The 12,756-nt window shown below is 64.9% G+C and carries 12 protein-coding genes, 1 tRNA gene and 1 pseudogene; 7 read left to right on the top strand and 7 right to left on the bottom strand.

The window, feature by feature from the left end; translation table 11 throughout:
• Nucleotides 1-4: 4 nt before the first annotated feature.
• From ABD481_RS08590 to ABD481_RS08570, 5 genes and pseudogenes are all read left to right on the top strand, one after another.
• Nucleotides 5-127 (top strand): hypothetical protein, encoded by a 123-nt coding sequence (locus ABD481_RS08590; RefSeq protein WP_344665013.1) that lies wholly within the window; start codon nucleotides 5-7, stop codon nucleotides 125-127.
• A gap of 588 nt (nucleotides 128-715) precedes the next feature.
• Entirely contained in the window at nucleotides 716-853 is a 138-nt protein-coding gene (locus ABD481_RS08585; protein ID WP_344665012.1) for a hypothetical protein, read from the top strand.
• A gap of 436 nt (nucleotides 854-1,289) precedes the next feature.
• Nucleotides 1,290-1,749 (top strand): annotated as a pseudogene (locus ABD481_RS08580) (transposase); the annotation flags it as partial.
• 140 nt (nucleotides 1,750-1,889) lie between these two features.
• Nucleotides 1,890-2,915 (top strand): ISL3 family transposase, encoded by a 1,026-nt coding sequence (locus ABD481_RS47345; RefSeq protein ID WP_425559125.1) that lies wholly within the window; start codon nucleotides 1,890-1,892, stop codon nucleotides 2,913-2,915.
• Nucleotides 2,812-3,489, top strand: a complete 678-nt coding sequence (locus ABD481_RS08570) for a transposase (protein WP_344665010.1) — start codon at nucleotides 2,812-2,814, stop codon at nucleotides 3,487-3,489. The genes ABD481_RS47345 and ABD481_RS08570 overlap by 104 nt, the downstream gene beginning before the upstream one ends.
• 187 nt (nucleotides 3,490-3,676) lie before the next feature.
• Here the strand turns inward: ABD481_RS08570 and ABD481_RS08565 are convergent.
• The 3 genes from ABD481_RS08565 to ABD481_RS08555 form a co-directional block, all read right to left on the bottom strand.
• Nucleotides 3,677-3,769, bottom strand: a tRNA-Glu gene (locus tag ABD481_RS08565).
• A gap of 687 nt (nucleotides 3,770-4,456) precedes the next feature.
• Nucleotides 4,457-5,989, bottom strand: a complete 1,533-nt coding sequence (locus ABD481_RS08560) for a restriction endonuclease (protein WP_344665009.1) — start codon at nucleotides 5,987-5,989, stop codon at nucleotides 4,457-4,459.
• Nucleotides 5,990-6,162: 173 nt separating this feature from the next.
• A complete protein-coding gene (locus ABD481_RS08555) occupies nucleotides 6,163-8,100 on the bottom strand; it encodes a hypothetical protein (protein WP_344665008.1) in 1,938 nt (645 codons plus the stop codon).
• Nucleotides 8,101-8,600: 500 nt separating this feature from the next.
• Between ABD481_RS08555 and ABD481_RS08550 the strand changes: the two genes are divergently transcribed.
• The gene (locus tag ABD481_RS08550) at nucleotides 8,601-9,716 is read left to right on the top strand and encodes a tyrosine-type recombinase/integrase (protein ID WP_344665007.1); all 1,116 of its coding nucleotides are present in this window, start codon (nucleotides 8,601-8,603) and stop codon (nucleotides 9,714-9,716) included.
• A 34-nt stretch (nucleotides 9,717-9,750) separates the two neighbouring features.
• Here ABD481_RS08550 and ABD481_RS08545 read toward each other — a convergent pair whose 3' ends face one another.
• Complete coding sequence (locus ABD481_RS08545; RefSeq protein WP_344665104.1) at nucleotides 9,751-10,359, bottom strand: Wadjet anti-phage system protein JetD domain-containing protein; 609 nt, start codon at nucleotides 10,357-10,359, stop codon at nucleotides 9,751-9,753.
• Between the two features lie 12 nt (nucleotides 10,360-10,371).
• Nucleotides 10,372-10,482 carry a DUF3322 domain-containing protein gene (locus tag ABD481_RS47340; protein WP_425559128.1) on the bottom strand — a complete coding sequence of 37 codons (111 nt, stop codon included), beginning with the start codon at nucleotides 10,480-10,482 and terminating at the stop codon, nucleotides 10,372-10,374.
• Between the two features lie 92 nt (nucleotides 10,483-10,574).
• On the opposite strand from ABD481_RS47340, the gene ABD481_RS08540 reads away from it, so the two are divergent.
• On the top strand, nucleotides 10,575-10,844 hold the full coding sequence (locus ABD481_RS08540) for an integrase core domain-containing protein (protein ID WP_425559124.1): 270 nt from the start codon (nucleotides 10,575-10,577) through the stop codon (nucleotides 10,842-10,844).
• A gap of 245 nt (nucleotides 10,845-11,089) precedes the next feature.
• Here ABD481_RS08540 and ABD481_RS08535 read toward each other — a convergent pair whose 3' ends face one another.
• Together ABD481_RS08535 and ABD481_RS08530 are read right to left on the bottom strand one after the other, a co-directional pair.
• Nucleotides 11,090-12,100, bottom strand: coding sequence for a GNAT family N-acetyltransferase (locus tag ABD481_RS08535; protein ID WP_344665103.1), 1,011 nt, complete (start codon nucleotides 12,098-12,100; stop codon nucleotides 11,090-11,092).
• Nucleotides 11,982-12,644: an HTTM domain-containing protein gene (locus tag ABD481_RS08530; protein ID WP_344665005.1), complete on the bottom strand. Its 663-nt coding sequence runs from the start codon at nucleotides 12,642-12,644 to the stop codon at nucleotides 11,982-11,984. The genes ABD481_RS08535 and ABD481_RS08530 overlap by 119 nt, the downstream gene beginning before the upstream one ends.
• Nucleotides 12,645-12,756 lie beyond the last annotated feature (112 nt).

Raw genomic sequence — 12,756 nt, 5'->3', positions numbered from 1 at the left:
CACCATGTCGAACCATCACCGTGCCCTGACCCGGCGCGATCGGATCCGACTGCTCGCTGCCACCGTCACCGGCATCGCCCAGGGCGCCGTCCGAGCCCTGCTCGACCACCTGCTCAACATCCACTGACAGAGCAAGTCCACAGCCGCGAGCCCGAGCGGCGTTACCACAGCGCTGACCCGGCCGGACGGGCCGAACTGCCCGGTCGGGTTGCACGTACACAGTCGTACAAGTACTGACACCACAGCCTGGGGCTAAACATGTGCTCCCAGGATACCGCCGGCCAGGCCCACACCCCAGGTGCCTGTGTCTCCACGAGGATCGCTACGTTGCACACGTTGCTGAAGACCTCGCAGACTCCTTACCTGCGGTAAGCATCAGCAACCGAAGATAACCCTGGCGAAGAACCGGACGGTGTCTCCGACGAAGCCCGGCGAGTCGACGACCGGCTAGCAGAACAGGAAGATCAAGAGGAAGTAGCCCACCTCGGGAACCCGGACCGCGCATCAGCTCACCGCTGAGAAGCCCGTGCGCAAGCCGCTGCCGGTGCCCGTTGCCGCAACGGAGAGCACCTCCACTGCGAAGCACAGGGGTGTCGCGGCGTCCTGCAGGACGCCGCAGTGTCGGCATTCGCCCTGCTCGCTGCACTGGGTCTGTCGGGAGCAGTGGCCGTCGCTGCAGGTCCTATCGGTGCGGCAACTTCCGCCGCCAAGGTTCGTGCATGACCTACTGATCACCTTCGGCGCCTTCGTCGTCGGCACCGCCAGCAACGTCCTGAGTCACCGCCTGAACCAGTGGTCCGATCGACGGCGAGCCGCCCCGCACCGCGGCCGCCACCGCAAAGCCCGCACCTGACGCCGAAGTATTCATCACCGCGGGACCCCTCCTGCAGGTCCCCGTATCGCGAGCCCGCGGGACGGGGTCCTGACCCCAGGATCAGGCCCGGCGACCCCGCCGGGCCCGTACGGCTGCGCGGATCGACGGCTAGACCGGTCATGGGTGTCCAACCTAAGTCAAGTCGCCGGCTCACCAGCAGGGCGGCGCCGTGCGCAATCTTGGCTTCGTCATATCGGGCGGTGGTGCCGAAGCAGCTCACCTTCCTGCTGGCCAGCACAGTGGCAGGTCAGCTGAAGCTGCTCGTTGCCGGGCCGGGCCAAGCTCGCTTTTGCCCCTGGGTTCTAGGTGTCAGTGGGCGGTTCGTGAGTGTTTGGTAGGGCTGGTCGTCGCTCGATGATGTGAACTGCTGTCGGTTCGTCGGTGCGACACCGGCGCTCGCGGTGTGATGTGTTTCGTGAGCGACCGCAAGCCCTACAACAGCGATCTGTCGGACGCGCAGTGGGACCTGATCCGGCCGGTGATCGCTGGGTGGAAGGCGGCGCATCCCTCGGTGTCCGGGCATGCGGGCCGGTACGAGATGCGGGAGATCCTCAACGCGATCCGGTACGTGGCCCGCAACGGGGATCCCGTGGGCGGCGATGCCGCACGACCTGCCACCGAAGTCGGCGGCGTACTACTACTTCGCGGCCTGGCGTGACGACGGCACGGACGAGAAGATCCACGACCTGCTGCGGTGGCAGGTGCGGGAGAAGGCCGGCCGGTCCGCCGACCCCACGGCCACGGCGCTGGACGCCCAGTCGCTCCATGCGGCGGTGAACGTGCCGGCGGCCACGACCGGCATGGATGTGGCCAAGCGTGTGCCCGGCAGGAAACGTGGGCTCGCGGTCGACGTGATAGGGCTGTGTGTGGCGGTTTCGTGTGGGGTCTGGCACGCTTTCCGGGACGGCCGGAGTGGATCATCGTGTCGCTGGTGGGTGTGCTGGGGTTCGGCGGGCTTCGAGCGCTTGGGCAGCGCTTGTCCCGCACGGTTCGCGGTGTCGTGACCGTGTGAGGCATGGAAGATGTGCTGGAGTCGTGGACCGCGATGTTGTTCGGGGATGACGCGGAGGTGGTTGTCGAGTCGGTGTGCCGTTGTGGGTCGGAGGTGCACATCGGCGTGCGGGGAACCGCCGACACGGCAGCTTGTCCAGGGTGCGGGGTCGCGTCCTGCCGGGTTCACGACGCTTACCTGCGGCATCCTGCGGACGTGTCGCTGGCCGGGTTGCCGGTCCAACTCGCGCTGCGGGTGCGCCGGTTCGTCTGCGAGGCTGCGGCCTGCTCGCTTCGCACGTTCGCCGAGCAGATCCCGGGGCTGACATTCCGGTACGGCCGCTGCACTCTGCGGCTTCGTGCCCTGCGCGAGCGGATCGGGTTGGCACTGGTCGGCCGGGCTGGGGCCCGCCTGACGGCTGCCGCCGGCGTTCCGATCGGGCGGAGGTCACTGATCCGGCTGGTCAAGAGCTTGCCGGACCCGGAACGGCCGACGCCTGGAGTACTGGGGGTCGACGACTTTGCCACCCGGCGCGGCCACCGGCACAGCACCGTGCTAACCGACCATGAGACGCACCGGGTCGTCGAGGTGCTGCCCGGCCGCGAGGCAGGTCCGTTGGCCCGCTGGCTCGCCGAGCATCCAGGCGTTCAGATCGTGTGCCGAGACCGGGCCGGTGCCTATGCCGAAGGCGTCCGCCGCGGCGCCCCCGACGCGGTGCAGGTTGCTGATCGATACCACCTGTGGGCGAACCTCGGCAAAGCTGTGGAGAAGGAGGCCGCCGCACACCGCGACTGCCTGCGCGCGGTCACGGTGCCCACGGCGGACGACACGCAGACGACCGAAAGCGTCGAGGCTGTTGCCGCGGTCCTGACCGGGCCGTTCGCCGAACGCGCTCGCGAACACCACGCCATGGTCCACGAGCTGCTGGCCGCCGGCCACGGCATCGGTGCGATCGCTCAGCATCTGGGGGTGGGGACGGCACACCGTCCAGCGCTATGCACGCGCCGAGCGATGGCAGGACCTGGTCAAAGGATGGCCGAAACGGCGTAGCAGCATCGACCCGTTCACGCCCTACCTGCTGCAACGTTGGGACGAGGGGTACACCAACATCCTGCAGCTGCACCGCGAGATCGCCGCGCAGGGCTACACCGGCAGCTACAGCGCGCTGCGCGATCGGATGCGCTGGCTCGCACCGCACCCGGACCGACGCAACCTACCCGCCTCCGCGGCGCCGTCCGTCCGCCGAGCCACCGGATGGATCACGCGACATCCCGACTCGCTCACCGAGGAAGACGCCGCAGGGCTCAAGGCGGTCCTCGCCCGCTGCCCGGAACCGGAGCAGGTCCACCGGCACACCGCCGCGTTCGGCACGATGATGAGCAACCGGACCGGCAGCAACCTGCCGACCTGGATCAAGGCCGTCCACGGCGACGACCGCATCCCGCACCTCAGCAGGTTCGCCGATGGCCTGCTCGCCGACTTCGACGCCGTCACCGCCGGACTGACCCTGCCCTACAGCTCCGGAATCACAGAAGGAGCAGTCAACCACATCAAGGCATTGAAACGTGGAACGTTCGGACGAGACGGATTCCCGCTCCTGCACAAGCGGATCCTGCTCGCATGATCCACTCCGGCCGTCCCGGAAAGCGCGCCAGACCCCACTTCAAACCGCTACAGACAGCGCCCGATCCGTGGCTGAACCTGGTCCAATCCTGGTCCACGCGCCTGACAAGTCGTCAAGAGGTTCAACCTCTTCAAGATCGAAAATGCAAAACCCCAGCTTAGGAAGCTAAGCTGAGGTCTGCTGCGGGTGCGCCGCCAGGGACTTGAACCCCGAACCCGCGGATCGAGAGTCCGCTGCTCCGTCATTCGAGGTTCCTGGGCTCGATGAGAGCCTGGCGGCGTCTGTGTTCGATGAGTTGAAGCGCGTCGCCGCGTACGCCATCGCACAAGCCATCAAACGGCACCGCAACGAGAGCATCGCCGGGTGGGTGATGGATAAGGAAGAAGATAACCGGCCCAGGGGGAACATCCCCCCGGGCCGGATTTCGTGCTATACGCGGCGCATGGCAGGGCGACGACTTGCCACGGTGCAGGTAGGGGTCGCATTAGACCTCGGCGGTGCCGGGTCTGAGCCCACTTTGAGCCCACCCTGGACCGAACCTGGACCATCTAGGTAACGATTCATCAGAATGTATAGACCAATAGGGTTGCGATCGATTGAAGCTGCAGGTCATTGGCATAGTCGATCTGACTTGATCTGTGCCCCCGGCAGGATTCGAACCTGCGACCATCGGATTAGAAGACGGCTGGTTGTCAAGGCTCGAGTGTCTCGCCTAGGTCAGTCTGGTTCACTCCGTGCCAGTCTGTCCATATCCGTCCATCCGGCAGTGTCATCGAGTGTCAGGCAAGGCCAGTCTGGTTCGGAACGCACCCTGGACCATCCCTGGACCACCGCCTCGGCCTCAGCGCTCGCCGATTCCGGCTTCCAGCGGATATCTATCCGCTGGTTCGCTGAGGCTCGGCCGTTTCCAGCGGATATCGATCCGCAGACGAGTAGGGTATGCGCGGCCAACGCCGTTGCTGCCGGGTTAGTTCACGGGCGCGGTGCTCCCGGAATCTGTCTGTCCAGCGTCGGCTAGCGTCCAGCCCTTCGGCAGTTTGGCGAGACTGATCAGCACGTCCATCCCCAGGTGCTCTTTGAGGAGCGCCAGGAGTTGTCTGCCTTCGATGAGGGTGATGCGGCCGACTTCTTTGGCGAAGTCGTAGCTGGCCGGCCCGAAGGAGGATGTCGTGATGACGAGCCCGGTGTAGGCCTTCTTCTCCTGCATGGTGCCGAACAGGGCGCGTACCGCTTCGATGGGGACGGTTTTGGTGTATCGCTTCGCCTGGATGACGGCGACTCCGCCGATGGCTATGTCGTCTCGTACTGCGACCGCGTCCACTCCATCGTCACGACTGTTCTGGGTCTTCCAGGATTTGTATCCCATGGCGAGGAACAGGTTCTGGATCAGCTGCTCGAACTCGTAGGGGCTCATGGTGAGCAGATCGACCCGGGAGTCGAGGCCAGCCAGGGCACCTGCCTCCTCGACCAGCTTGTAGCGCTCAAGGTCGAAGTTCACGATCGGGGTGACCGGTTCGAGGTCGAACGGGTTCGGAGAGACGCGTGCTTTGAGGTGGTGCATGCACCGCACCGGATCCAGCTGCGGCTCGTCGAGGTTCACCTGTTCGAAGTCCTCGCGCGACGCCAGGAAGGTGATCAAGCAGGGGTTCACCGGCTGTCCGGTGGCGGGGTCGCTCGTGCGGACGTGGCCGTTGACGGCGATGGAGTCGACCAGCTCCGGCGAGGTGATCGCAGCGGCGTAGTCGGCTACGCACAGAGTCAACCGGGCGATGGCGTCCTGGTAGATCCGCTGGATCTCGACGGGCTTGCGGGGCTCGGCAATGATCTCGCCGCGAGTCGCAACGTAGCGGAAGGATTTCTCGGTGGGGACGCGCTCTTTGCGTGGCAGGTCGACAACTAGTGTTAGGCGGTGCGTGTCGGAGGCGTAGACAACTTGAACCGGTCGGCCGCGGTTGAAGAACGTCCGTTGCCCGAGGAGATCTGATACGCACTCGGCGTAGGCCTCGGCGTTGCCATCGTCGAACGCAGCGTCGGTTTCCGCGCGCAGATGGTCCAACTGCCGATCACGGGCGGACAGGACGCTGTTGATTGCCTCAATGGTGGCCTCGACCCTGCGTGTTTGCTCGGCAGCCTCATCCTTGAACTGCTGAATGGCCTGGGCCTTGGCTGTGCGCGCCGCTTCAGTGGCGGCCCGTTCTTGCGCGCGCTTCTTGTCCCGGGCATCCTGGGTCTCTTGCTGCTGGCGCAGTGTCTCCCGCTTCTCCATCTCCCGGAGCACCTGCTGCACTTGACGAGCATCGGCAGCCTGCTGCTGCATCGCCAGCTTCTCCGCAGCTCGCTGTGCCTGCCGTTGCGTTAATGCCTGCTCGCGTTCTGCGGCCTTCTTTGCCTTGTCCGCGGCAGCCTGCTCGGCCTTCTCCTGCGCTGCTTTCTGCTTGGCCTTGCGTTGCTGTGCCTCGATGAACTGTTGGGCCAGGCCCTTGCGCTTCGAACTCGCCACGCAACCGTCCCCTCTCGCTCCCCACGAGATGTCGTCAGCGTTCGAATATGGCCTTCCCGGGTCTGCTGCGGCTCAATCGGCGGGCTCGTTGGTGAGCGACGCACCGATGGGAGCCCATCTGACTGAACGGCCGAAAGCCACGCGGTCGGCCCAACTGTGCGGGTTCTGCCGCATCACCGCGCCGGTGGCGGTGCCGGCCATGGAGCCCCGGACTGGGCACAGTCCAAAACGTCACCAAGGCGCAGCCAAGCGTTCGGTCCGGTGTAGCTGATAGGGCTTTGGGCTAGGCGTTGCCATGCGGACGTGTCCTCTCCGAGAGTCTCAGTGACGAAGTCGACGATCTCGGGATGGGCACGGCCGATGTGACCTCCGCCGATCTTGAGAGCGGTCCAGGCTGGCAGGGCACGGATGGTTTCTGCGTCGATGCTGGGAAGCGCCAAAACTTCTCGGGTCCATGCTTCTCGCGCTGGTGGATTGCCGCCCAGCCTGCGCCGCAGGTTGTACGTCAACGTGTGGATCGCCTGCCGAGGATCCGAGTGCTGGTTGAGGACCTCGGCGAAGTCGGCTCGTGGAGGATAGGTGTTGCTGGACGCGATAGCCAGCAGCGCCTTCTCCACTAGCTCATCGTTGCCGGCGTGCCGAAGCAGGTAGTCGGCCAACGTGCTGGCGGGGACTGTGGTCATGTCGCGGACGGAGACATGCGCTGGATCCCCGAGAGCAGATCGGCGGGCGGCGACGGCAGGGGCCGGGTCGGCGATGATCTTCTCGATGTTCGTGATGAGGGCGTCCAGCTGATTTCGGTCCTCGTACGATCCGTGGCTGTAGGAGCCGCGCTGGTTTCGCCCCTTGCGGGCGTCAGCAACGATCGGACGAACCGCAGCCTTTACCGTCTCAGTGACCTCCGGAAGGTGGGTAAGGACGTCAGCGACCCAGCGAAGTTGTGCGGCACGGTTGATCGGCCCGTATCTGTCCGGCTCCCACATCTCCAGCGCGGGCAGGACCGTCTCGGCGAAACAGCGCCCGAGGTCGGCCAGGTCCTCGGCGTCAGTACGCCACGTGTAGGGGTCGCCGCCGTATCCAGGTTTGGCCTTGGTGGGGTTGAGCAGGAGGCGCCACTGGTTCTCAGCGGCGCTGGAGGCCCAGTCAGCGGTTTCCTGACAGCCCAATTCCGGATCGAATTCTTCCTTGTCCAGGAAAACAGTTACCCACTGCCGATCGTCTTCTGGCAGGGCGTCGATTCGGTCGGCGAATTCTTTCCGTGCGTCCTCGCGAGACAGTCCAGCGCGCAAGGCACGGCACAGCTGCGTGGTCAGTATCGCCGCATGAAAGCGGTCGAGGTTCGCCGAGGCCAGTTCCCTCAGCAGCGCCGGTTCAACGGTCCAGGGCAAGGCGCCTTGCAGCAGATGGCGAATGATGTGGTTGGCCGGCCCGTTCTCGGTGCGCTCGACGATGGAGCGGTGGCGCTCTGGGTGGTGTTGAAGGACGCCCTTCCACATCGTCTCCCACGCGTCGAACCGGTCCTGGTACTGCTTATATTCCTCTCGGCTATCGAGGTCGGCGTCTTTGCGCCGTTCGGGGCGCGTGGGTAGAAGTTCGAAGGCGGCGTCGAAGACGACATCGGTGAGCCGTTCGTTGCGTAGCACCAGCTGTGGCGGTGTGGGTTGCGTCAGCAGTTCCCGCGTCATCGGTACTGGTGTCGGTGACCTCCGTCGAAGCTCCGCTGCCGATGCCTCGGCGAGTATCGTCGGCCGTCGCGTCGTTCCGAAGTGCGCCAGCTGGATCTCGGTGCACTTCTGCAGCGCCCGGGCTCGTGTGTCTTCGGCGCAGTCCGGATGAGTGAGTGCCGACGCTGCCAGCTCGATGCCGGAACCTGCCCACTGCGGGTCGCCCTCGCCCAAGCCCCGCGCTATGGCCTCCTCCAACAGCCAGGTCGGTGCGGATTCCTGAAACGGCCCGGCCAGCAAGGCCGACAATAGCCGCTCCCCATCACGGCCCTTCGCCGCGGCACGCGCCTGGTCAGCGGCGAAGAAGGCCGCGGCAGACGTTGCCGCCGCCTGAGCGGCTACCGCGGTGACGAACTCGATCGGCAGCCCGGAATCACCCGAACTCACTTGCCCTCCCCTGAGTGTCGAAACACACCCATCCTTGCGCAAGCGCCCCATGCCCCGGGTCAATACGAATCACATGGCCCCGGCTCGATCTGAGAACCGGTTTGGCTTGGGCTGTTCGGCGTAGTGCGCCAGGTTCGGTGGGCTGAGTTCGAGACAGCCGCGGCTTGATCCGGCCTGAAAGTGGGGGAGCGCCTTCATGGCGCGGACAGTCGTCCACGCCGTCGACGGCGTCGAAAGGTAGGACCTTCAAGATGACTGACGGCTGCCAAGGCTCGATCTTCAAACGGTGCGGTTGCCGGATCCCAGGCACCGACAAGAAGCGGGGATCCCAGTGCCCGGCGCTTACTCGGCGCGGCCACGGATCCTGGTATCTGGCAACGGATCTACCAGCGGGCCCGTCGGGTCGGCGGCGCGTACGGCGCGGTGGGTTCCCGACACGGACGGCGGCCCAGAAGGCGCTTGAACAGCTGTGTGCGCTGCCGAAGGGACCGGAATCTGGGGTGCTGGTGCGCGAATGGCTGCGAACCTGGCTGGACGCGCGGGTCACGGTGCGGGCCTCGACGCTGCGTTCCTATGAGGCGATCTGTGTGAACCATCTGATCCCGTACTTGGGTGCGGTCCCGCTGGCGACGCTTACTGTGCGGGACATCGAGGCAATGCTTGCCGCGGTGCGCAGGCACAGCGCGGTCTGGAGCCGGCCGATCACGGACGCCACTGTCCAACGGATCCACGCCACACTACGCACCGCGCTCAACGCCGCCGTACGCGAGCAGGTCGTCGACGTCAACCCCGCCAAGAGCGTGCGCCTTCCCCGCGTTCGCCGCCCCTATGCGGTGGTCTGGACGACAGACCGGATCGCCGAATGGCAGGCGACAGGTGAGCGGCCAGCAGTTGCGGTGTGGACCGCGGCCCAGACCGCGGCGTTTCTGTCGGCCATCGCTCACCACCGGTTGTATGCCGCCTACCACCTGATCGCGCTGCGCGGCCTGCGTCGTGGTGAGACTGCGGGACTTCGATGGTGCGATCTCGATCTGGACACCGGGACGCTGTTCATCACGCACCAGATGCAACAGGTCGGCGGCAGGCTCGTGCAGTGCCCGACGAAGACGCCGACTTCACGGCGGGCAGTGGCGTTGGACCGGACCACCGTGATGGTGTTGCGTCGGCACCGTGCGCAGCAGGAAGCCGAAGAGGCGAGATCCGAGATCACCTCCTCCGGCTTCGTATTCACCAACATTCACGGCGACCCGCTCGCCCCGGACCGGCTCACTCGGGTGTTCATCAAACTGGTGGCGGACACAGGACTTCCACCGGTGAGGTTGCATGATCTACGACACGGCGCGGCATCCCTTGCCCTGCAAGCGGGGGCCGACCTTCGGGTGGTGCAGGACCAGCTCGGGCATTCCTCGATCATCACCACCGCCGACACCTACATCAGCGTGTTGCCCGAAGTTGCGCGCAAAGCTGCCGAGGACACCGCCGCACTTATTCTCCGCCACGGGCGCCTCATTCCCGGCACGCGACGGACCCGCCGCGCCGAACGCGGGCATCGTCTGGGAAAGTCCAACAGCAGCCGCAAGACTGCTGATACTCGCCGAACTCGAAGGGCGGTGTGACTTCGGCGGCTTGAGCGACCCACTCAGTCGGCTGTCATCGCCTCGACGGCACGGCTTCAATCGCGAGTCCGGAAGCCGCGACGGCGCGAAGGACTGCGGCGTGCGCATCGTGAAGCGGGATCCGCTCTTGTTCGATGCGCCGGTGCCCCGGCAGCGCCGGGCTCAGCAGATTCTCGTAGACGACCCGCTCAGCATCCGTCAGATGCGCAAGGGCTTTGGGAGCGTCCGCCTTCAGTAGTTTGCCGTTGCGGTCCGTGCTCGTGCCGAACGGCTCGTAGGCTTCGTAGGTGTCCTGGTCCATCAGGATGCTGGTGACCAGGACTCCGTCGTCTCGCCATCCGTTGAGGATCTCGAAGCCGTGGGCGTCGATGTCACCCCAATACAGCAGGTGGCGGGCGCCGGTGAGCCAGTCGAAGGCGGCCGCGGTCTTGCCCCCGAAACCGTCGCCCTCCACGGCGATGCCGCCGGGCAGCGGTGGAAAGTGGATCGCGGTGTCCTTGTTCTCGGAGATGATCACGATGTGCGGTTCGTAGGGCGGTGTGAAGGCGTCGCCGACGGTCGCACTGTCGTGGATGCGGGCGCCGGACGCGCGGTAGTCGGGGTCCAGGTAGGTGAAGTGGATGCGTGAGGGGTGTGCCGGCAGCAGGCCGAGGGTTCACTTCCCAGTGACGTTCAGGATCTGGGGTTGGTGGGCGTCGATCCATTTGGCGTGAACACCGGGGATAGGGACCTGCCGCGGTGTGTAACCGGAAGCATCATTGCGGATGAACCAGGCAGCGATGTCCAGCAGCAGGTCGAAGTCGACGTCCGTGTAGCGCGGGTGTTCAGGTGGTGCTCACCGGGGTTCGGATGCCGCGGATGAACGCGGTCATGGAGCGCTGGGTAGGCACCTGTCGGGGTGAGCTGCTGGGCCGGATGCTGATCTGGAACCAGGCTCAACTGCTGCGTGCGCTGCGCGAATTCGAGACCCACCACAACCTGCATCGGCCGCACCGGTCGCTGGGCCAGAGCGCACCACTGGAGCCTGCGCCCGAACCGATTACCAGCAGCGCCGAAATCGTCGAATTGAACATGCGAAGACGTGACCGACTCGGCAGCATACTGCACGAGTACGAGCGTGCAGCCTGACCTGCGTGGAAGTCATACCCGGCACCCACACTGTCCATATCCGTCCACCTGGCGATGTCATCACGTGTCAGGCAAGGCCAATCCGGTTCAGAACGTACCCTGGACCATCGTGGGCCCCTGGGATGGCGGGCCCAGCACTCGGCCACAAGCCCTGCGGGTGTCGCCGATGGCGTCGGTGGCGTGGTCGTAGAGATTCGATCTGCGGCTTGGTGGGATAAGAGCCCACGACCGTTATTAGGAAATCCCTAATAACTCTCCAATTTCTTGGTGAGCTCAGCCAGGCCGACTTCGATCTCGGCCACGACTGCCGTCGTCTCGTATCCCAGGGCATGGTTGATGCGGATCATGTGAGTGTTGTTGTAGGCCGTATGGGTGATGATGTCCGCAACCGCAGAGTTGTCGGCGGTCAGCCAGCGCATCATGGCGCCTTTGATGGCTAGGCCCAGGCCGTGTCCCCGGAAGTTGGCTGCGACGGCGGTGTCTTGCTGGAAGCCCCGGCTTGGCTGGTTGGACAACAGTTCGAGCTCGGTGATGCCCGCTACCCGGCCGCTGGCTTCATGCACGGCCACGACTACGCGGTTCTCGACGTTCCGAGCGTGCAAGTCGGCTTCGTGGGTGCGGACCCGCTCGGCCGTCCAGTTTTCGAACTCCAGACTCGAATCCCCATTGGGCGCGTCGAGAATAGCGGTGCGAGCGCTGGCGTACTCCTCCAGCAGTATTCCAGGGGCTGCGCCGGCCCACTGTTCGAGCCGGAACCCATCGGGAACGGGGCACCGCCATAGGGCGGGATCCACTCTGGAGAGCGTCAACACCTGACGGACGTAGGCATGCGTGCGGACGAAGCCCATTTCCCGTGCCCACGACTCGCCTGAGGCATCGGCTTTGACGCCGTTCGCCATGACGACGGTACGGCCGTCGGCTCCCAGATCTGGAAGCATCGCCCTCAGCAATTCTGTACCAATGCCCTGGCGTCGCCGGTCTGGCGTGACTATGACTCTCACTATCGTCAGATGGCGATTCTCGTGCGCCGGAAATTTCGCGGTGGCGGTGGCGACGATGTGGCCCTCTTCTCGAGCCGCCCAGCGCTTGATCGGTCCCAGCGCCGTCGCGGGTTCGCGGATTTGCTTGGCGCATTCCTCAAGCGTCAACATCGGCTGTTCGGGATGATCCAGTGCCATGACTGCGATCAGCACTTTGTAGAAGTCCTCGAAGTCGGAGTCGGAGGCGGATGACGGATCGAAGGGACTGATCTCGATCGGCACTGGTGACTGCCTTTCTCGGGGATGTGTTGAGCGATGCCAAGGCGACTACCGCCATCATGATCAGGGCGAAACCGAACAAACCCATCAGGATCATGATGAAGAGATGGAAGGCTACGGCTATGACTGTGGCATAGCGTCGATAGATCGCGACGCAGAACATGGAAGAGCCGATGCCTACTTCGATGATCAGTACCGACCAGGTGAGCACTGAACCCAGCCAATCGTGATTCAGCAACCGGGAGACCGCGATGCGAATGGGATCCGGGGCGCCGAACTGGGGGTCCTGCATAATGATACGTAATACCTGTCCATGGCGCCACGCGGGATTCCTAGCCTTCGAGTACGCGGTGTCCAAGTAAATGATCGCGACCTGTATTCGCAGTACAAGGTGTGCAGCATAGGCACTGCCGCGCCAGGCTGGCGCGAGCGGGGCATCGGTGCAGGCCCAGTGGGTCAGACGGGTATCCCCCAGACATTGGGGAATGAGGAGGCCGCTGACAATTACAGCGATTGCGGCGCCGCCGTCCGCAATCGTCACACTGGCGAAGATGCTGAAGGCGATGTACCAGTGAGGGATGCATAGCCAACGGGGTTTCACTCCGATGAGAACTGTGGTTAGGACCGTCACGGCGATCCAACGAGCCAAAGGA

It is taken from the genome of Catenulispora yoronensis, from assembly GCF_039531695.1.
Lineage (GTDB): Bacteria > Actinomycetota > Actinomycetes > Streptomycetales > Catenulisporaceae > Catenulispora > Catenulispora yoronensis.
This window is presented reverse-complemented; position numbering and strand designations above follow the sequence as displayed.

What these genes read in the sequence shown, in the direction of transcription:
- ABD481_RS08540 (WP_425559124.1), top strand. Translation starts at nt 10,575, where the DNA reads ATGAACGCGGTCATGGAGCGCTGGGTAGGCACCTGTCGGGGTGAGCTG.
- ABD481_RS47345 (WP_425559125.1), top strand. Translation starts at nt 1,890, where the DNA reads ATGGAAGATGTGCTGGAGTCGTGGACCGCGATGTTGTTCGGGGATGAC.
- ABD481_RS08590 (WP_344665013.1), top strand. Translation starts at nt 5, where the DNA reads ATGTCGAACCATCACCGTGCCCTGACCCGGCGCGATCGGATCCGACTG.